This window comes from Acidimangrovimonas pyrenivorans, assembly GCF_042643245.1.
Lineage (GTDB): Bacteria > Pseudomonadota > Alphaproteobacteria > Rhodobacterales > Rhodobacteraceae > Acidimangrovimonas > Acidimangrovimonas pyrenivorans.
In genome coordinates this window covers 162,774-181,176 of the sequence record NZ_JBHRSK010000004.1, presented here as the reverse complement: position 1 = coordinate 181,176, position 18,403 = coordinate 162,774, and the positions used below count along the sequence as shown (strand labels likewise).

Here is an 18,403-nt window from a genome sequence, read left to right as displayed (position 1 = left end):
GGCTCAGCCGCCCTGCCCCTCCGCCTGGAACACCGCCGAGACCTCGGCGCGGATGATGCGGGCGATCAGGGCGCAATCGTCGAGGCTGAAGGTCAGCGGCAGCCGCATGTCGAGCAGGCTGGCCAGCACCCGGTCGGTCTGCGGCAGGCGCGGCGCCTCGGCGTAGCGCCAGCTGTCATAGCGCGAGGTGAAGGCGGCGGGTTCCTCGGCGCCGAACCATTTCAGCTCGACCCCGCGGCCGGCGCAGCGGCGGATGACGGCGTTGACCGCCTCGGCCGACCAGCCCTGCAGCAGGAACTGGATCGAGGAGCCGACATAGGCCTCCGCCTCGGGCCGCTCGATGATGGTCAGGCCCGGCGTGCCGCGCAGCCCGGCCTCGACCGTGCGGTAGCGGTCGTTCCAGGCGGCGCATTGCGCGGCCAGGCGGCGCAGCTGCGGCCGCAGGATCGCGGCGCGCAGGTTGTCCATCCGGCCCGAGATGTTCGGCGTCACCCACTTGGCGCGCTCGAACGCCTCGGGCGGCGGCGCGGCGCGGTGGCGCGTGTAGAGCATGTAGGAGCCCGAGAGCAGGATCGCCCGCGCCATCAGGTCGGCATCGTCCGAGATCATGAGCCCGCCCTCGCCCGAGTTGAGGTGCTTGTAGGTCTGGGTCGAGTAGCAGGCGACCCGCCCGTGCCGTCCCGACGGCGTGCCGCGCCAGGCCGCGCCCATGGTATGGGCGCAATCCTCGACCACCGCGATCCCGGCGCCGTCGCAGATCGCCATCAGCCGGTCCATGTCGCAGATATGGCCGCGCATGTGGCTGAGCAGCAGGACCCTGGCGCCGCTGTCACCGGCCCGGGCGGCAAGATCGTCGAGGTCGATGGTCAGCTGGGCGGTGGTCTCGACATAGACCGGGCGGGCGCCGATGCCGGCGATGGCGCCGGGCACCGGGGCCAGGGTGAAGGCGTTGGTCAGCACCGGTTCGCCGGCCCGGACGCCGAGGGCGCGCAGGGCGCAGCCCATGGCATAGCCGCCCGAGGCGACGGCAAGGGCGTATTTCGCCCCCATCGCGGCGGCGAATTCCTGTTCCAGCAGCGCCGCCTCGCCGGCCTCGCCCGGTTCGGTATTGTAGCGGTGCAGCCGGCCGTGGCGCATCACCGCGACGGCGGCCGCGATGGCGTCCTCGGGGATCGGCTCCTGCTGGGTGAAGCTGCCTTCGAAGCGTTCCATCCTCAGCCCTCCGGCAGCAGCCGCGCCATCAGCGCCGGCAGCGCGTCGAAATGATCGAGCAGCGCGTCGGGGGCGAACCGCTCGACACCGCGCCCCTCGGGGCCGAAGGTGACCAGCGCGACCGGCACCCCGGCGGCGCGGGCGGTCTTGGCGTCGGTCTCGGTGTCGCCGATCAGGATCGAGCGGGCCAGGCTGCCGCCCGCCCCCGCCACCGCGGCGCGGTAAGGCGCCGGGTCCGGCTTGCGCACCGGCAGCGTGTCGGCGCCGACGAGCGAGGCGAAGAGGTCGCGGATGCCGAGCCGGGTCAGCAGGGTGTCGGCCATCCGCTCGGGCTTGTTGGTGCAGATGCCGGTGACGTAGCCCGCCGCGAGCAGCGCCTCGACGGCCGCGACAACGCCGGGGTAGAGCGTTGTATGGCGGTCGATATCGGCCTCGTAGGCGGCCAGCAGGCGGGGATACTGGGCCTCGACATCGGCCTCGCTCCAGCCCGGCAGAACGCGGCCGAACCCCAGCCGCAGCATCGCCTTGCCGCCGTGGAAGGCGGTCGAAGCATCCTCGGGCACGCTCAGCACGTCGCCATAGCCGAGGCCCCGGAAGCAACTGTTCGCCGACGCGATCAGGTCGGCGGAAGTATCGGCCAGCGTGCCGTCAAGATCGAAGATTACCGTGCGCATCGCATCCCTCCGGCGGGTATTCGCCGTCTTGTCCCGCGTCCTGCAACAAAGCGAAAGGTCTTTTGAAGCCTTGCGGCCTTGCGACGCCCCTGCCACTGGGTAAAACGGGCGCGACAGGAAGAAAAGAGCGTAACGATGGCCATATCCCTCATCATCCTCGCCGCCGGACAGGGGACCAGGATGAATTCCGATCTGCCCAAGGTGCTGCACCGCGTCGCCGGGGCGCCGCTGGTCGCCCATGCCATGAGAGCCGGCGCCGCTCTGGCGCCCGAGCGCACCGTCGTCGTCGCCGGCCACGGTGCCGAGGCGGTGACCACGACGGTCGCGGCAATCGACCCCGAAGCCACGGTGGTGGTGCAGGAAGAGCAGCTCGGCACCGCCCATGCCGTCGCCCAGGCCCTGCCGGCGCTGGCCGGGGCCGCGGGCGATGCGGTCGTGCTCTACGGCGACACGCCCTTCATCCGGCCCGAGACCCTGGCGGCGATGGCCGAGGCGCGGGCGCGTCACGCGGTGGTCGTGCTGGGCTTTCAGGCCGCCGATCCGGGTCGCTACGGCCGCCTCGTCGCCGAGGGCGACGTGCTGCAGCGGATCGTCGAGTTCAAGGATGCGACGGATGAAGAGCGCGCCATAACCCTTTGCAACAGCGGCGTTCTCTGCGCAGACAGCAAGGTGCTTTCCGAACTGATCGAGCAGGTCGGCAACGCCAACGCCTCGGGCGAATACTACCTTACCGACGTCGTCGAACTGGCCCGCGCCCGCGGCCTTTCGGCCGGGGTGGTGATCTGCGACGAGGCCGAGACGATGGGGGTCAACACCCGCGCCCAGCTGGCCGAGGCCGAGGCCGCCTTCCAGGCCCGCGCCCGGGTCGAGGCGCTCGACAACGGCGTCACCCTGACCGCGCCCGAAACGGTGTTCTTCGCCCTCGACACGGTGATCGGCCGCGACGCCGTGGTCGGCCCCAACGTGATCTTCGGCCCCGGCGTCACCGTCGAATCGGGCGCCGAGATCAAGGGCTTCTGCCATCTCGAAGGCTGCCATATCAGCCGCGGCGCCGATGTCGGCCCCTTCGCCCGGCTGCGCCCGGGCGCCGAGCTGGCCGAAGACGTCCATGTCGGCAATTTCGTCGAGATCAAGAATGCGGTGCTCGACGAGGGGGTCAAGGTCGGCCACCTGACCTATCTCGGCGACGCCCATATCGGCGAGCACAGCAATATCGGCGCCGGCACCATCACCTGCAATTACGACGGCGTCTTCAAGCACCGCACCGAAATCGGTGCCCGCGCCTTCATCGGATCGGATACAATGCTGGTGGCGCCGGTCACGGTGGGGGCCGGGGCGATGACCGCGACCGGCGCGGTGGTGACGGCGGACGTGCCCGAGGGCGCCATGGCCGTGGCCCGCGCCAAGCAGGTCAACAAACCCGGCTTCGCGACCCGCTTCTTCGCGCGCTTGCGGGCCCGCAAGGCAGAGCAGAACAAGGATAAATCCTGATGTGTGGTATTGTCGGCGTCCTGAGCAACCACGAAGCGGCCCCGATCCTGCTCGAGGCGCTGAAGCGGCTCGAGTATCGCGGCTATGACAGCGCCGGTATCGCCACGGTGAATGGCGGCCGGCTCGACCGCCGCCGCGCGGTGGGCAAGCTGGCCAACCTGTCGGACCTGCTGGTGCACGAACCGCTGCCCGGCAAGGCCGGCATCGGCCACACCCGCTGGGCCACCCATGGCGCCGCCACGGTCGGCAACGCCCATCCCCACAAGGCCGGGCCGGTCGCCATCGTCCATAACGGCATCATCGAAAATTTCCGCGAGCTGCGCGCAGAGCTGACCGAGCAGGGCATCGGCTGCGAGACCGAGACCGACACCGAGGTCGTCGCCCTGCTCGCCCGGCATTACATGGACCGGGGCCTGGACGCCCGTGCCGCCGCCATGGCCACCCTCGACCGGCTCGAGGGCGCCTTCGCCCTGTGCTTCCTGTTCGATGGCGAGGACGACCTGATCATCGCCGCCCGCAAGGGCTCGCCGCTGGCCGTCGGCCATGGCGAGGGCGAGATGTTCGTCGGTTCGGACGCGATCGCGCTGGCGCCGATGACCGACCGCATCACCTATCTGGAAGAGGGCGACCGCGCCGTCGTCACCCGCAAGGGCGTCGAGATCCTCGATGCCGCCGGCCGCCATGTCAACCGCGCCGTCGCCACCATCACGCGCGAGGCGACCCAGGTCGAGAAGGGCGGCTACAAGCATTTCATGGCCAAGGAGATCGCCGAGCAGCCGGGCGTGCTGGCCGACGCGCTGAACCATTACCTGGCGAGTGACGACAGCGGCCTCGCCCTGCCCGCGGAGGTCGATTTCACCGGCGTCGACCGTGTCACGCTGGTCGCCTGCGGCACCGCCTTCCTTGCCTGCCAGGTGGCGAAATACTGGTTCGAGCAGATCGCCGGCCTGCCGGTCGATGTCGATATCGCCTCGGAATTCCGCTATCGCGACCCGGTGCTGTCGCCCAAGTCCTGGGCCCTGTTCGTCAGTCAGTCGGGCGAGACCGCCGACACCCTCGCCGCCCTGCGCCATGTCCAGGGCAAGGTCGCCAAGGTGGTCTCGGTGGTCAACGTGCCGACCTCCTCGATCGCGCGCGAAAGCGACCTGGCGCTGCCGACGCTGGCCGGCGTCGAGGTCGGCGTCGCCTCGACCAAGGCCTTCACCTGCCAGTTGACCCTGCTGGCGCTGCTGGCGCTGAAGGCGGCGGCCGATCGCGGCCGGCTCAGCCCCGAGGCCTTGGCGGCCCGGCTTGCGGCGCTGCGCAACCTGCCCGGGGTGATGAACCACGCGCTGCAGATGGGCGATGACGTCGCCCGCATTGCCGGCCAGCTGGCGGAGGCGCAGGACATCCTGTTCCTGGGTCGCGGCCAGATGTTCCCCCTGGCGTTGGAGGGTGCCCTGAAGCTGAAGGAAATCAGCTACATACATGCCGAAGGTTATGCATCGGGCGAACTCAAGCACGGCCCCATCGCGCTGATCGATTCCCATGTCCCGGTGATCGTGATGGCGCCGCGCGACGCGCTGTTCGACAAGACCGTGTCGAACATGCAGGAGGTGATGGCGCGCCACGGCCAGGTGCTGCTGATCAGCGATGCGCGCGGCGTTCACGAGGCCGGCGACGGCATCTGGGCCAGCCTCACCCTGCCCGAGGTCGACCCGATGCTGGCGCCGATCCTCTATGCCATCCCGGCGCAGCTGCTGGCCTATCACACCGCCATCGCCAAGGGCACCGATGTCGACCAGCCGCGCAACCTCGCCAAGTCGGTGACCGTCGAATAGCGCCCTGCCCGGCCGCCGTGTTCAGGCGGTGGCCGGCCGCCCTGCCCGGCGGTCGTAGAGGCGCCGGGCCAGCATCGCCAGCCCGCCCTCGATCGGCAACCAGGCCAGGCAATAGGCCCAGACGATCAGCGCCATCGACCAGCCGATCGGTGTCACCAGCACGCCGTAGACCGCGACCAGCGTGCCGATCACCTGCGTCGTCTCGGTAGTCAGGAACAGCCGCATTGCCGGCCACGGCCGGCGCCAGAACCAGTCCTGGTTGCGGGTGACGTAAAGCGTCATGTGGCCCGAGACCAGCAGCTTGAGGAAGATCACGGTCTGGATCTCGGCCCGGCCGACATGGAACACCGAGTCGAGCGCCCAGAACAGCAGGAAGGTTTCCACCACGCCCATGATCCCCAGGGTGGCGGCGACGGTCAGCAGCCGGCGCATGTCCCAGCGCACCGGCCTCGGCGCCACGGCGACGTTGTCATAGGCGATCATCATGATCGGGAAGTCGTTCAGCACCGCCAGCAGCACGATCATGATCGCCGAGACCGGGAAGAAATTGTAGGCGAGGATGGTCAGGGTCATGAACAGCAGCACCCGCACCGTCTCGGCGATGCGGAAGGTGGCATAGCTCGACATCCGCTCGAAGATCCGCCGCGCCTCGGCAATGGCCTCGGTGATGATCGACAGCCCCTTGTCGGTCAGCACCAGGTCGGCGGCGGCCCGGGCGGCATCGGTGGCGCCGCTGACCGCGATGCCGGCATCGGCCTGTTTCAGCGCCGGGGCGTCGTTGACCCCGTCGCCGGTCATGGCGACGATGCTGCCGCGCGCCTGCAACGCCTCGACGATGCGGAACTTGTGCTCGGGCAGGACCCGGGCGAAGCCGTCGGCGGCATAGATCCGGTCGGAGACGTCGCCGTCCGAGCCCTCCAGCAGGTCGGCGGCCGGGGCGATATGGTCGCCAAGGCCGAGCTGGCCCGCGATCTGGCGGGCGATGGCCTCGTGATCGCCGGTGATCATCTTCACCGACAGCCCCATCGCGCGCGCCGTGGCGATGGTCTCGGCGGCGTCGGGGCGCGGCGGGTCGAAGATCGGGATCAGACCGAGGAACTCCCAGCCGTCCTCGCCCTGCCGCCGCGCCGCGCCGAGCGCCCGGAAGCCCTGTTCGGCCAGCCCTTCGACCTCGGCTTCCAGCTTGGCCCGCCGCGCGCCGTCGAGCCCGGCCAGATCAAGGATCACCTGCGGCGCGCCCTTGGCGAAATGCCAGGTCTGATCGCCGTGCCGGGCCGTCGCCTCGGTCCGTTTCGAGACCGGATCGAAGGGGGTGAAGCCGGTGACCTCATACGCCCCCTTCGCCGCGATCTCACTGGCGGCGGCCAGCACGGCGCGGTCGATGGCGTCGGGCTCGGTGCCGTTGCAGGCCAGCGCGGCGGCCAGCAGCAGCTCGGCCTCGGCAACGCCCTCGGCCGGGCGCGGCGCCTCGACCGTCAGCTCGTTCAGCGTCAGCGTCCCGGTCTTGTCCGAGCACAGCACATCGACCCCCGCCATCTCCTCGATCGAGACCAGCCGGGCGACGATCGCCTTCATCTTCGCCAGCCGCTCGGCCCCGACCGCCATCGTCACCGACAACACCGTCGGCAGCGCCACCGGGATCGCCGCGACGGTCAGGATCAGGGCGAATTCGACGGTCTTCCAGAACGGATCGTGGCGCAGGATCGAGACCGCGAGGATCAGCGCCACCAGCGCCAGCGCGCTGACGATGAGGAAATTGCCGATCCGGATCACCGCCTGCTGGAAATGCGAATGGTGCCCGGCGCTCTGGACCAGCGCCGCGGTGCGGCCGAAATAGCTGTGCATGCCGGTGGCGGTGACCACGCCGCTCATCTGGCCCAGCTTGACCACCGAGCCGGAATAGACCGTGTCGCCCGCGGTCTTGTCGACCGGCAGGGATTCGCCGGTCAGCGCCGCCTCATCGGCGCTGAGGTAGTCGCCGCCGGTCAGCACCATGTCGGCGGGGACGATATTGCCGATCTCGAGGTCGACCACGTCGCCCGGCACCACCTCGCGCGCCGGCAGGGTCTGCCAGTCGCCGTCGCGCAGCACCCGGGCCGAGGGCGACAGACGTTGCTTGAGCAGGGCGATGGCGTTGTCGGCCTTGTTCTCCTCGAAGAAGGCGACGGTGGCGTTGATCAGCAGCATGGCGAAGATCACCGCGAAATCGGCCCAGTCGGACAGCGTCAGCGACAGCACCGCCGCCGCCTCGATCAGCCACGGGATCGGGCCCCAGAAATAGCCGGCGATCCGGGCCAGCAGGCTGACATGGGTTTCTTCGAGGACGTTGGGCCCGAACTGTTCCAGCCGCTTGGCGGCCTCGGCGGCGCTCAGCCCCGTGGTCGGATCGGTCTTGGGCAGCGCGGCCAGCGCCGCCTCGGTGGCAGTCTCGGTTTCGGATTTGGCCATGGTCTTCATCTCGCCATCCTTCCGCCAGCTTAAGCGCGCCCCTCCCGCGCGATCCAGTCCGCGATGCCGGGCCAGGCCTCGGTCAGGGTCCGGCGGCCCATGAACAGGCCGATATGCCCGCCTTCGACCAGCCGTTTCGCGATCTTCGCCCGCGGCGTGCCGAGCAGATGCTCGGCGGCGAAGACCTGTTCCTTGGTGGTGATGTCGTCCCCCGCCCCGGCCAGCAGGTAGACCGGGCAGGTGACGTCTTTCAGCGACAGGGTCCGGCCGAGCCCGGTGAACCGCCCCTTGGCAAAACGGTTCTCCTTGAACAGCAGCTCGATCGCCTGCAGGTAATAGCGCCCCGGCAGGTCGATCGGGTTCTCGTACCAGCGTTCGAAGGCTTCGGTCCGCTCGATGTAATTCTCGTCCTCGATATGCTGGTAGAGGTCGACGAACTTGCCGACATACTGCACCGCCGGGTGCATGTCCTTCCAGCCCGCCAGCATGTAACGGCCCAGCATCCGGTCGCCGCCCGAGGCGACCATCTCCTGGTAGAAGCTCAGCGGCGTCTTGTGGGCGAGGCGCTTGATCGGGCCGTCGCCGGCATCGGTGTCGATCGGCGCCCCGGCCAGCACCAGCGAGCGCACCTTGTGCGGGAATCGGGCGGCATACATCGCCGACATCCACCCGCCCTGGCACAGCCCGACAAGGTTGACCTGCCCGCCCAGGTCGTCGACCACGACGTTGATCTCGGCGAGGTACTTGTCGATGTCGAAATCGCGCATCTCGGCCGTCGCCGGCTTCCAGTCGGTCGCCAGCACCCGGCCCAGCCCGGCCTTCAACAGCACCTCGACCAGGCTCTGGCCCTTCTCGTAATCGGCGATGGTCGAGCTGTGGCCGGCATAGGGCGCATCGACCAGCACCGGCACGGTGTCTCCGGGCGCGCCCGGAGAGAAATCGCGCAGCCGCATCGTGTCGAGTTCGGCAAGGACGGTGTTCTCCGTCGCCCAGTCCGGTTCCGGCGGCGCCTCGACCTCGGCCGCGACCTCGAGGAATTTCAGGTTGTCCTGGAAGGCCTGGAGCCCGGCCTCCTCCATCTCGAGCCCGGCCGCCATCGGCCAGAACCAGGGCACGCTATGCTCGTATTTCTTCTGCTGCGCCTTGCTCATTTCCGCCCTCCGGGCGACTCGGCCGGAAGGCCGTTGCTGCACCGCAGAATGTCCGCCTGCGCACGGCGGAAATCAATGGAGAACACGGGAATGTGCGCGGCACGCTCGCCGGCGGAGCGAAGGCTTGGGACGCTGCCCTGTCGCATGCACCGTGGGTGGTCCGAACCTAACGCGAAAGATTAGCTTATTCCGTCAGGTTATTGAAATTTAACCGACACGCCGCCGAACGCTCCGAAGTCAGCGGCAATCTCGGTCCCCGGCGGACACTCGATCGGCCCGATGAAGGAGCCCGACAGCACCACCTGTCCGGCCTCGATCCGCTGGCCGTATTGTCCCATCCGCCGCGCCAGCCAGACCAGCCCCATTGCCGGATCGTCCAGCACCGCCGCGCCCAGCCCGGTCGCCGCTACTTCTCCGCCCGCCTTGACGATGGCCCCGATCCAGCGCAGGTCGAAGGCGTCCGGAGCGTGGCGCTGCGACCCCAGCACGATACCGGCATTGGCAGCGTTGTCGGCGACGGTGTCGCAGATCCGCCGCGGCTGGCCGCTCTCGGGGTCCTGGCGCAGGATGCGGGTGTCGAGGATTTCCAGCGCCGGGGCGACGTAATCGGTCGCCGCCAGCACCTCGTCCCGCGTCACCGCCCCCTCCAGCGGCGCCTTCATCACGAAGGCGATCTCGACCTCGATCCGCGGCTGGATGAAGCGGCCGGCCGGCACCTCGGCGCCGTCATCGAAGGCCATGTCGTCGTAGAGCACGCCGGAATCCGGCGTGTCGATCCCCAGCGCGTCGCGCATCACCTTCGAGGTCAGGCCGATCTTCCAGCCCAGGATCGTCCGCCCCGCCGCCAGCTTGCGCGCCATCTGCGCGGTCTGGATCGCGTAGGCGTCGTCGAGCGTGATGCCGGGATGGCGCAGGGTCAGCAGGCCGACCTGGCGCCGCGTATCCTCGGCCTGCAGCAGGTCCGCCGCCGCCCGCTCGATCTGGTCCGGGCTCAGCATGGCTCGTCCTCGACGCCGTTGCGCAGCACGCCGATCCCCTCGGCCTCGACCTCGATCACGTCGCCCGGTTTCAGCCAGAGCGGCGGATCGAACCGCGCCCCCGCCCCGGTCGGCGTGCCGCAGACGAGAATGTCGCCCGGCACCAGCGTGGTGAAGGTCGAGACGTAGTTCACGATGTAGCGGAAATCGTAGAGCATCCGGCCGGTCCGGTCCTGCTGCTGGACCTCGCCGTTGACCCGCGTCGTCAGGGCGACATCGTCGAGCTGGGCGGCCTCGCGGAACGGCACCAGCCACGGCCCCATCGCGCCCGAGCGGTCCCAGTTCTTGCCTTGGGTGACGTTGAACTTGGCGTGCCGCACCCAGTCGCGGATCGTGCCCTCGTTGCACAGGGTCAGGGCGGCGATGTGGTCATAGGCGTCCTCGCGCGCGATCCGGCGGCCGGCCTTGCCGATGACGATGGCAATCTCGCCCTCGTAGTCGAGCTTCTCGCTTTCCGGCGGCCGGACCAGGTTCTCGCCATGGCCGGTAAAGCTGCGCGGGAAGCGGATGAACAGCGACGGCCGGCCGGGCGCCTCCTGCCCGTCCTTGTATTCGGCATTGCGGTCGGGAAAGTTGACGCCGACGCAGAGGATCTTTTCCGGGTTGGCGACGGGGATCTGCCAGGTGACGTCCTCGGTGCGGTAGGTCGGTGCGCGGCCCGCGGCCGCGGCGATCAGCTCTTCCAGCGCCCCGGCTTCAACAACCTCCTTCAGCCCCTTGAAACGGCTTCCGAATTCGGGCGTCAGGTCGACGATTCCGGCCTTGGTGACGACGCCGTAGCGGTTGGCGCCGTTGGCCCGGAAGGCGGCGATGCGGGCGATTTCGGTCATTCCTTCCCCCTCACGGCGCGACGATGGGCGTCGCCTTCAGCGTCGCCGCGACCGGGTCGATGCCCTGGAACAGCGAGCCCTCCTCGAACCACGACCGCGGCGCCGGGGCGCCCCACAGGGTCTGACGCTGCGGGTCCTTCAGGTCCCACCTGATCGGCTCGAGATCGGGATCGACGGTCTGGTAATCGGAGCAGTAGATCTCGATCCGATGGCCGTCCGGGTCACGGATATAGAGGAAGAAGGCGTTGGAAATGCCGTGCCGCCCCGGCCCGCGCTCGATATTCGCCAGGTAGCCGGTGGTCGCCATCAGGTCGAGCAGGTCGATGATGTTGAGCGGCGTCGGCACCCAGAAGGCGGTGTGGTGCAGCCGCGGCCCGCTGCCGTTGGTGAAAGCGATGTCATGCACCCCGCCCTTGCGGTGGGTCCAGGCCGCCCAGAGCCGCCCGGTCTCCTCGTCCTCGGTATATTCGGTGACCCGGAAGCCGATCTCGTTGTAGAACGCCACCGCCTGATCGACATCCGAGGCGAAGACGTTGAAATGGTCGATGCGCAGCGGCTTGACGCCCTTGTAGAGCGCGTATTTCTGGTGGATCGGCGGCAGGCGTTCCATCTGGAAATAGAGCTCGATCGGCATGCCGAAACAGTCATGGGTTCGCAGCGTCCGGCCCTGATACGGACGCTCGACCCAGCCCACGTCATGGCCCTTGGCCCTGAACCAGTCATGCGCCTTGTCGAGCTCGCCCTCGTCATAGACCTTGAAGGCGAGCGAGCGGACATTGGCCTCGGCCGAGCGGCGCAGCACGACGCAATGGTGGCCGCGCTCCTCCATCGCCCGCAGGTAGACGTGGTCGTCGTCCTCGTCGGTGACCTGCAGCCCGAGCAGGTCGACATAGAACGCCTTCGACGCCGCCAGGTCGGTGACGCCGAAGACGACATGGCTCAGCCGGACGATGTTGAAGGGCGGATAGAGGTTGGCGGGCGGTATCGGCATGGTCTCACTCCCTCGGGTGTTCGGTCCGGCGCGGGCTCAGCCGCCCAGTTTCGGGATCCGGTGCGGCTGGCGCGGGAAACAGACATTGACGGTTTCCATGTAGAAATCGAACGACCAGTCGCCGCCGTCGCGGCCGATGCCGCTGGCCTTGACGCCGCCGAAGGGGGTCGGCAGGTGGCGGATATTCTCGGAATTCACCCACATCATGCCCGCTTCCAGCGCGTCCGTCATCCGGATCGCCCGGTTGAGGTCGTCGGTCCAGAGATAGGCGGCCAGCCCGTAGTCCGTGCCATTGGCCAGCGCCAGCGCCTCGGCCTCGTCGGCGAAAGGGATCGCGGTCAGGACCGGGCCGAAGATCTCCTCCTGCGCGATGGCCATGTCGTTGCGGGCCTGCGTGAACAGCGTCGGCGCGACGTAGCAGCCTTCCGCGCCCAGCTTCTCCCCGCCGGCGGCGATGGTGGCGCCCTCTTTCCGGGCGGTGTCGAAATAGGACAGCACCTTGGCCTCGTGCTCGGGGTGGATCAGCGGCCCGACCACCGTCTCGGGGTCGAGCGGATGGCCAACCTTGATCCGCCCCGCCACCTCGGCGACGCGGGCGGTGAAGGCGTCGTAGATCGTCTCCTGCACCAGCAGGCGCGAGGACGAGGTGCAGCGTTCGCCGTTGAGCGAGTAGATCATGAAGGCGGCGGCATCGACGGCGCGGTCGAGATCGGCGTCGTCGAAGACGATGACCGGGTTCTTGCCGCCGAGTTCGAAATGCACCCGCTTCAGCGTCGCCGCCCCCTGGGCCATGATCCGGCTGCCGGTCCGGCTCTCGCCGACGAAGGCGATGGCCCGGATGCCGGGATGCTCGGTCAGCGCCTTGCCGGCCTCCTCGCCGACCCCGTTGACGACGTTGAGCACCCCCGGCGGCAGCCCGGCCGCCTCGGCGATCTCGACCAAGAGCTTGGCGGTCAGCGGCGAGAACTCGGCCGGCTTGTGGACCACGGTGCAGCCCGCCGCCAGCGCCGGGGCGATCTTCCAGGTCGACAGCATGAAAGGCGTGTTCCACGGCGTGATGACGCCGACCGGGCCGATGGGCCGGCGCGAGGTTGTGTTCATCTGGGTCGGCGTCCGCGTCACCGCGCCGTCCTCGGCCCCCGGCGCCTGGTCGGCGAAATAGCGGAAATTGGCCGCACCCCGGATTGCCGCCTTGGACATGAAGCGCAGCGCCTGGCCGGTATCGAGGCATTCGGTGAAGGCGATCTCCTCGGCCCGCGCCTCGATCGCTTCCGCCACCTTGATCAGGATCCGCCGCCGCTCGGCCCCCGGGGTCTGCGACCAACCCCTGAACGCCGCCTGCGCCGCCGCGACCGCCCGGTCGACATCCTCGGCCCCGCCGCGCGCCACCGGCGCCAGCACCGTCAGGTCGACCGGCGACAGGCTGTCGAAGGTTGCGCCCGAGGCCGCCGGGACCGATACGCCGGCGATATGGTTCAGCACGCCGGTCTCGCGGAAGCGCGCGAGGTAGCCTTGCGCGCGGGCGATATTGTCTTCCAGAACGGTCATTTACGGTCCTTTTCTCAGGTCCTGCCGGACAGCCGGGCGTGGATCGGCGTGTCCTTCCAGCTCAGATCCGGGTCGATGATCCGGATCTCGAGCGACAGGGCGAAATGCGGGCTCGAGAGCGGCCCGGCCAGCGCCGCCTGCGCGGCGGCGAAGATCCGGTCGCCGGCGGCCGCCAGCGCCTCCTTCGTCCGCCCCGCCCCGACCGAGAGGGTCAGCGCGGCGTAATCGTTCTCGGCCAGACCGTCGGCGGTGATGGCATGGTCGGCGCGATGGGCGCGGACGCGGATGCCGGCGCGCGGGAAAATCCCCGCCGCCACCATCGCGCCATGCAGCTCGCGGCACAAAGCGGCGATATCGGCCCGCGCTTCGAGCCCGGGCGAATAGTCTATGCTCAGATGCGGCATCCCGCCTCCCCTCGGAATTACCTTAACTTGTTAAATACGGGAGGCGCTGTCAACCCTCGCCAGCCGCGTCCGGCGCCGGGCAACGTCAGCCGAAGAGATAGGGCCAGAACACCACGCAGCCGATGACGGCCGCGCCGATGGCGCAGATCAGCACACCGGCGGCAGCGACGTCCTTGGCATCGCGGGCCAGCGGGCTCCAGTCGGGGCTGGCAAGGTCGACCACCCGCTCCAGCGCGGTGTTGATCGCCTCGGCGGCCAGGACCAGGGCGATGGCGAAGACCAGCACGATCCAGTCCCGGGCGCCGACCCCCAACGCCAAGCCGGCGAAGACCACCACGAAGGTCGCCGCCAGGTGGATCTGCGCGTTGGGCTGGCGCGCCAGCACGACCAGCCCGCGCGCGGCATAAACGAAGGAAGATGCCCGGGCGCGCAGCCAGTCCATGCAGCTCAGAAATGCTTGGTGTAGGTGACCGAGGCGCCGCCGGCGGTCGGGGCGACCATCAGCTCGGCATTCTGCGGCGTAGTGATCAGCTTGCCCATGCCCCAGCCCAGCAGGGCGCCGGCCAGCACGTCGCGGGCATAGTGCTTCTTGGCCTCGACCCGGGCGATGCCGGTCAGCGCCGCGGCGCCGTAGACGTAGGGCACGTATTGCGGGTACTGGTCGCCGTAGCGGATGCCGAAATAGGTCGCCGCGGCGAAGGCCATCGAGGTATGGCCCGAGGGGAAGCCGTCATTGCCCGAGCCGTCGGGGCGGTTTTCATGCACCGTCGCCTTCAGCGCCTCGGTAATCAGCAGGGTCGAGCCCAGGGTCCAGCTCAGTTGCTTGAGGCCGGTGTTGTCCTGCTTCTTCAGCGTCGTGACCCCGGCCACCGCGCCGACGCCAAGCGCCAGCCCGGTCGACAGGTTGTCCCACATTTTCTTGCTGCCGGCCTCGGCGGCGGGCGCGGAAAGCAGGCTGGCCGAGACCAGGACGGCGGTGGCCAGGGCAGAGAGGGAAGGCTTGGTCATGACACGCATCCATTCGCATCCATTCTACGGGGCCGTCGCGCCGGATCGCCGCTCTGGCCGGGACAACTGGCCCGGCCCCGCGCGCGGCGCGGCCTTGTCCGGACCCTTCCGGCCAAGGTGCCACCGCGGCGCCGGCTTGCGCAAGGCTGAAAAGCCGACCGCATCCGCCATCCGCCGTCCTCACGCCCCGGGGACCGGCCGGCACACGGGAACGTGATCCCGGCGGCAATGAAAAGAGCGGCCCGGGGGCCGCTCCGATCCGGCGGGACTGCCCGCGCTGTCCGGGCCTCACCTGGCCTTCAACAGCCCTTCGGCCTTGACCTTGTCATAGGTCTCGTCGAGCGACCTGACCGCGCGCTCGATCATCACGTCGATGTCCGAGGGCTGCATGATCAGCGGCGGGGCGATGATCATCCGGTCGCCGACATGGCGCATGACCAGGTTGTTGGCGAAGCAGCGCTCGCGGCAGATCAGGCCGATCGTGCCCTCGTCCGAGGCGAAGGCGGCGCGGCTGGCCTTGTCCGGCGTCAGCGCCAGCGTCGCCATCATCCCGATCGAGCGCGCCTCGCCGGCCAGCGGGTGGTCGGCCAGCGCCGCCCATTTCTCGGCCAGGTAGGGGCCGGCGACGGTGCCGGCATGCTCGACGATCTTCTCCTCCTCGAGGATGCGCAGGTTCTCCAGCGCGATCGCCGCCGCCACCGGATGGGCCGAATAGGTATAGCCATGGGCGAACTCGCCCGAGCCGTTCAGCACCTCGGCGACCTCGTCGCAGACCAGCGAGCCGCCGATCGGGGCGTAGCCCGACGACAGGCCCTTGGCGATGGTCATGATATGCGGGCGGATGTTGAGCGTCTGGCTGCCGAACCAGTTGCCGGTGCGGCCGAAACCGGTGATGACCTCGTCGGCGATCAGCAGGATCTCGTGGGCGTCGCAGATGCGCTGGATCTCGGGCCAGTAGCTCTCGGGCGGGATCACCACGCCGCCGGCGCCCTGGATCGGCTCGGCGATGAAGGCGGCGACCTTGCCCTCGCCCAGCTCGGCGATCTTCTCTTCCAGCTCGCGCGCCCGCATCAGGCCGAATTCCTCGGGGCTCATCTCGCCGCCCTCGGCATACCAGTGCGGCTGGCCGATATGGACGATATTCGGGATCGGCAGCCCGCCCTGCTTGTGCATCGCCGCCATGCCGCCAAGCGAGGCGCCGCCCATGGTCGAGCCGTGATAGGCGTTCTTGCGGGAGATGATGACCTGTTTCTCGGGCTTGCCCTTGGCCGCCCAGTAGCGCCGCACCATGCGGATATTGGTGTCGTTGGCGTCCGAGCCGCCCATGGCGAAGAAGACATGGTTGAGGTCGCCCGGCGCCAGCTCGGCCAGCTTGGTCGCCAGCGCGATGGCCGGCACATGCGTGGTCTGGAAGAAGGTGTTGTAATAGGGCAGTTCGCGGATCTGGCGGGCGGCGACCTCGGCCAGTTCCTCGCGGCCGTAGCCGATGTTGACGCACCACAGCCCGGCCATGGCGTCGAGGATGTCGTTGCCCTCGGAATCGGTCAGCGTCACGCCCTTGGCGCGCAGGATGACCCGGGCGCCCTTGGCGTTGAGCTCGTCGCCGTTGGTGAACGGGTGCAGGTGATGCGCCGCATCCAGCGCGGCCAGCTCCTCCGTGCGCATTTGATTCGAGACATACACCATCCCTGGCCTCCATCCTGGCGTGCGTTGTGTTGCGGGTCGGGCGAGGAATCCGCCGTGAATCGCGTCTTTTTTCCATCCCCGGGCGGGGCGGATCGAGGGCCAGCATAGGACCGGCGACGGCGCCGTCAATCAATTTGATCAAATATTATCCCGAACCCTCCTGCGCCGTCGCCGCGACGATCAGCCGGCGAGCGACACCCGGATCTGCTCGAGCCCCTGGGTGATATCGTCCGAGATCGCCTGCCCGACCCCGTCGGCATCGCCGTCGCGCAGCGCCTGCAACGCCTCGGCATGTTTGTCGGGCAGGTTGAGCGTGCCGTAGCGGCCGCAGACGACGCGCAGCGACGGCCCGCCGCGCAGCCACAGCATGTTGGCGATCGACATCAGCATCGGCGCTTCGGCCAGTTCGTACAGCCCGGCGTGGAAGCGGTAATTGTGCTGCAGGTAGGCGCCGACGTCGCCCATCTGGATCGCCAGGTTCACCAGCGCGTCGATCCCGGCCAGGTAGTCGATATCGGCCTCGGTCGCATGGCCGGTCGCCAGCCGCGCCAGGTGCGGTTCGATCGACAGCCGGGCGAAGCTCAGCTCGTCAAGCCCCTCGGGCGTCAGCAGCGGCACGCAGACCCGGCGGTTGCCCATGAATTCCAGCGCCCCCTCGGCGGTCAGGCGGCGGATCGCCTCGCGCACCGGGGTCATGCCGCTGTTCAGCGCGGCGGTGATTCCCTGGATCGTCACCCCCTGCCCCGGCGCGAACTCGCCGAACAGGATCATTTCGCGCAGCCGGCGGTAAACGAGTTCATGCGCAGGCAGTTTTGCCGTCGTATCGCTCAATTTTCGCTCGCTCCCGTCCTCGATCCGCCGTCCGGGCGGCCCCGGAGCATAGGGTCCGAGGGACGCCCGGGGCTGGCCCAACACATTTTCATTGTATTTAACCCCTAATTTGATCAAATTGAAAGAAGGGGAGCGCGAGTCTCCCAACAACAATCAACAGAACCAACAGGAGGTTCCCGACATGAAGATGAAGTGGTTGCCGCTGGCCGCGGCCGTATTGATGGGGGCCGGCGTCGCGTCGGCCGAGGAAATTCATGTCTACAACTGGTCGGACTACATCGACACGTCGCTGCTGACGAAGTTCGAGAAGGAAACCGGCATCAAGGTCATCTACGACGTCTTCGACTCCAACGAGGTGCTCGAGACCAAGCTGCTGGCCGGCTCGACCGGCTATGACGTGGTCGTGCCCTCGGCCTCGTTCCTCGAGCGCCAGATCACCGCCGGCGTGTTCCAACCGCTCGATTACTCGAAGCTGCCGAACGCCAAGTACATGTGGAAGGACATCACCGACCAGACGGCCAAGTTCGATCCGGGCAACAAATATGCCGTCAACTACATGTGGGGCACCACCGGCATCGGCGTGAACATCGACAAGGTCAAGGCGGCGCTGGGCGAAGACGCGCCGGTCAACTCGCTCGACCTCGTCTTCAACCCCGAGAACATGAAGAAGCTGAAATCCTGCGGCGTCGACTTCCTCGATGCCCCGGCCGAAATGTTCCCGGCGGCGCTCAAGTATCTCGGGCTCGATCCCAACAGCACCGACAAGGCCGACCTGGAAAAGGCCGCCGAGGTGATCGAGAAGGTGCGCCCCTACGTCCAGAAATTCAACAGCTCGGAATACATCAACGACCTCGCCAACGGGAACATCTGCGTCGCCGTCGGCTGGTCGGGTGACGTGCTGCAGGCGCGCGACCGCGCCGACGAGGCGGATAACGGCGTCCACATCCAGTATCACGCGCCGAAGGAAGGCGCGGTGATGTGGTTCGACATGATGGCGATCCCGGCCGACGCCCCGAACCCGTCGGGCGCGCTGAAATTCATCAACTTCATGATGGACCCGCACAACATCGCCCTGGCGTCGAACTACGTCTACTACGCCAACGGCAACCTCGAGTCGCAGAAATACATCGACAAGGAGGTCCTCGACGATCCGGCGATCTACCCGGATGCCGCGACGATGAAGAACCTCTACACCATCAAGGCCTACCCGCCGAAGGTCCAGCGCGTCGTGACGCGTCTGTGGACCCGGATCAAGTCGGGCACCTGAGCCAT

At 68.4% G+C, this 18,403-nt stretch carries 16 protein-coding genes; 3 read left to right on the top strand and 13 right to left on the bottom strand.

Annotation, left to right across the window (positions count from 1 at the left end; translation table 11 throughout):
- Positions 1 to 3 precede the first annotated feature (3 nt).
- Positions 4 to 1,212 carry a DegT/DnrJ/EryC1/StrS family aminotransferase gene (locus tag ACFOES_RS03820; protein ID WP_377831850.1) on the bottom strand — a complete coding sequence of 403 codons (1,209 nt, stop codon included), beginning with the start codon at positions 1,210 to 1,212 and terminating at the stop codon, positions 4 to 6.
- Positions 1,213 to 1,214: 2 nt separating this feature from the next.
- The gene (locus ACFOES_RS03815) at positions 1,215 to 1,886 is read right to left on the bottom strand and encodes an HAD-IA family hydrolase (protein ID WP_377831849.1); all 672 of its coding nucleotides are present in this window, start codon (positions 1,884 to 1,886) and stop codon (positions 1,215 to 1,217) included.
- A gap of 135 nt (positions 1,887 to 2,021) precedes the next feature.
- Between ACFOES_RS03815 and glmU the strand changes: the two genes are divergently transcribed.
- On the top strand, positions 2,022 to 3,377 hold the full coding sequence (glmU, locus tag ACFOES_RS03810; RefSeq protein ID WP_377831848.1) for a bifunctional UDP-N-acetylglucosamine diphosphorylase/glucosamine-1-phosphate N-acetyltransferase GlmU: 1,356 nt from the start codon (positions 2,022 to 2,024) through the stop codon (positions 3,375 to 3,377).
- Positions 3,377 to 5,197, top strand: coding sequence for a glutamine--fructose-6-phosphate transaminase (isomerizing) (gene glmS / locus ACFOES_RS03805; RefSeq protein WP_377831847.1), 1,821 nt, complete (start codon positions 3,377 to 3,379; stop codon positions 5,195 to 5,197). Before glmU ends, glmS begins: the two co-directional genes overlap by 1 nt.
- Positions 5,198 to 5,218: 21 nt before the next feature.
- On the opposite strand, the gene ACFOES_RS03800 is transcribed toward glmS, so the two are convergent.
- From ACFOES_RS03800 to ACFOES_RS03750, 11 genes are all read right to left on the bottom strand, one after another.
- Positions 5,219 to 7,654 (bottom strand): plasma-membrane proton-efflux P-type ATPase, encoded by a 2,436-nt coding sequence (locus ACFOES_RS03800; protein WP_377831846.1) that lies wholly within the window; start codon positions 7,652 to 7,654, stop codon positions 5,219 to 5,221.
- A 20-nt stretch (positions 7,655 to 7,674) separates the two neighbouring features.
- Positions 7,675 to 8,796, bottom strand: coding sequence for an alpha/beta fold hydrolase (locus tag ACFOES_RS03795; RefSeq protein ID WP_377831845.1), 1,122 nt, complete (start codon positions 8,794 to 8,796; stop codon positions 7,675 to 7,677).
- Between the two features lie 197 nt (positions 8,797 to 8,993).
- Positions 8,994 to 9,794, bottom strand: a complete 801-nt coding sequence (hpaH, locus tag ACFOES_RS03790; RefSeq protein ID WP_377831844.1) for a 2-oxo-hept-4-ene-1,7-dioate hydratase — start codon at positions 9,792 to 9,794, stop codon at positions 8,994 to 8,996.
- Entirely contained in the window at positions 9,788 to 10,663 is an 876-nt protein-coding gene (locus ACFOES_RS03785; protein ID WP_377831843.1) for a fumarylacetoacetate hydrolase family protein, read from the bottom strand. Before ACFOES_RS03785 ends, hpaH begins: the two co-directional genes overlap by 7 nt.
- 10 nt (positions 10,664 to 10,673) lie before the next feature.
- On the bottom strand, positions 10,674 to 11,654 hold the full coding sequence (gene hpaD, locus ACFOES_RS03780; protein WP_377831842.1) for a 3,4-dihydroxyphenylacetate 2,3-dioxygenase: 981 nt from the start codon (positions 11,652 to 11,654) through the stop codon (positions 10,674 to 10,676).
- Between the two features lie 36 nt (positions 11,655 to 11,690).
- Positions 11,691 to 13,202: a 5-carboxymethyl-2-hydroxymuconate semialdehyde dehydrogenase gene (gene hpaE / locus ACFOES_RS03775; protein ID WP_377831841.1), complete on the bottom strand. Its 1,512-nt coding sequence runs from the start codon at positions 13,200 to 13,202 to the stop codon at positions 11,691 to 11,693.
- 14 nt (positions 13,203 to 13,216) lie between these two features.
- Positions 13,217 to 13,606 carry a 5-carboxymethyl-2-hydroxymuconate Delta-isomerase gene (locus tag ACFOES_RS03770; RefSeq protein ID WP_377831840.1) on the bottom strand — a complete coding sequence of 130 codons (390 nt, stop codon included), beginning with the start codon at positions 13,604 to 13,606 and terminating at the stop codon, positions 13,217 to 13,219.
- Between the two features lie 85 nt (positions 13,607 to 13,691).
- Positions 13,692 to 14,048, bottom strand: a complete 357-nt coding sequence (locus ACFOES_RS03765) for a diacylglycerol kinase family protein (RefSeq protein ID WP_377831839.1) — start codon at positions 14,046 to 14,048, stop codon at positions 13,692 to 13,694.
- Between the two features lie 5 nt (positions 14,049 to 14,053).
- Complete coding sequence (locus tag ACFOES_RS03760; protein ID WP_377831838.1) at positions 14,054 to 14,614, bottom strand: phosphatase PAP2 family protein; 561 nt, start codon at positions 14,612 to 14,614, stop codon at positions 14,054 to 14,056.
- 288 nt (positions 14,615 to 14,902) lie between these two features.
- Positions 14,903 to 16,300 (bottom strand): aspartate aminotransferase family protein, encoded by a 1,398-nt coding sequence (locus tag ACFOES_RS03755; RefSeq protein ID WP_377831837.1) that lies wholly within the window; start codon positions 16,298 to 16,300, stop codon positions 14,903 to 14,905.
- 180 nt (positions 16,301 to 16,480) lie between these two features.
- Positions 16,481 to 17,215, bottom strand: a complete 735-nt coding sequence (locus ACFOES_RS03750) for a GntR family transcriptional regulator (protein WP_377831836.1) — start codon at positions 17,213 to 17,215, stop codon at positions 16,481 to 16,483.
- Positions 17,216 to 17,312: 97 nt separating this feature from the next.
- Between ACFOES_RS03750 and ACFOES_RS03745 the strand changes: the two genes are divergently transcribed.
- Entirely contained in the window at positions 17,313 to 18,398 is a 1,086-nt protein-coding gene (locus ACFOES_RS03745) for an extracellular solute-binding protein (RefSeq protein WP_377831835.1), read from the top strand.
- The last annotated feature ends 5 nt before the right edge of the window (positions 18,399 to 18,403 follow it).

Coding starts and splice junctions, on each gene's coding strand:
- ACFOES_RS03820 (WP_377831850.1), bottom strand. CDS start 1,212: ATGGAACGCTTCGAAGGCAGCTTCACCCAGCAGGAGCCGATCCCCGAG.
- ACFOES_RS03815 (WP_377831849.1), bottom strand. CDS start 1,886: ATGCGCACGGTAATCTTCGATCTTGACGGCACGCTGGCCGATACTTCC.
- glmU (WP_377831848.1), top strand. CDS start 2,022: ATGGCCATATCCCTCATCATCCTCGCCGCCGGACAGGGGACCAGGATG.
- glmS (WP_377831847.1), top strand. CDS start 3,377: ATGTGTGGTATTGTCGGCGTCCTGAGCAACCACGAAGCGGCCCCGATC.
- ACFOES_RS03800 (WP_377831846.1), bottom strand. CDS start 7,654: ATGAAGACCATGGCCAAATCCGAAACCGAGACTGCCACCGAGGCGGCG.
- ACFOES_RS03795 (WP_377831845.1), bottom strand. CDS start 8,796: ATGAGCAAGGCGCAGCAGAAGAAATACGAGCATAGCGTGCCCTGGTTC.
- hpaH (WP_377831844.1), bottom strand. CDS start 9,794: ATGCTGAGCCCGGACCAGATCGAGCGGGCGGCGGCGGACCTGCTGCAG.
- ACFOES_RS03785 (WP_377831843.1), bottom strand. CDS start 10,663: ATGACCGAAATCGCCCGCATCGCCGCCTTCCGGGCCAACGGCGCCAAC.
- hpaD (WP_377831842.1), bottom strand. CDS start 11,654: ATGCCGATACCGCCCGCCAACCTCTATCCGCCCTTCAACATCGTCCGG.
- hpaE (WP_377831841.1), bottom strand. CDS start 13,202: ATGACCGTTCTGGAAGACAATATCGCCCGCGCGCAAGGCTACCTCGCG.
- ACFOES_RS03770 (WP_377831840.1), bottom strand. CDS start 13,606: ATGCCGCATCTGAGCATAGACTATTCGCCCGGGCTCGAAGCGCGGGCC.
- ACFOES_RS03765 (WP_377831839.1), bottom strand. CDS start 14,048: ATGGACTGGCTGCGCGCCCGGGCATCTTCCTTCGTTTATGCCGCGCGC.
- ACFOES_RS03760 (WP_377831838.1), bottom strand. CDS start 14,614: ATGACCAAGCCTTCCCTCTCTGCCCTGGCCACCGCCGTCCTGGTCTCG.
- ACFOES_RS03755 (WP_377831837.1), bottom strand. CDS start 16,300: ATGGTGTATGTCTCGAATCAAATGCGCACGGAGGAGCTGGCCGCGCTG.
- ACFOES_RS03745 (WP_377831835.1), top strand. CDS start 17,313: ATGAAGATGAAGTGGTTGCCGCTGGCCGCGGCCGTATTGATGGGGGCC.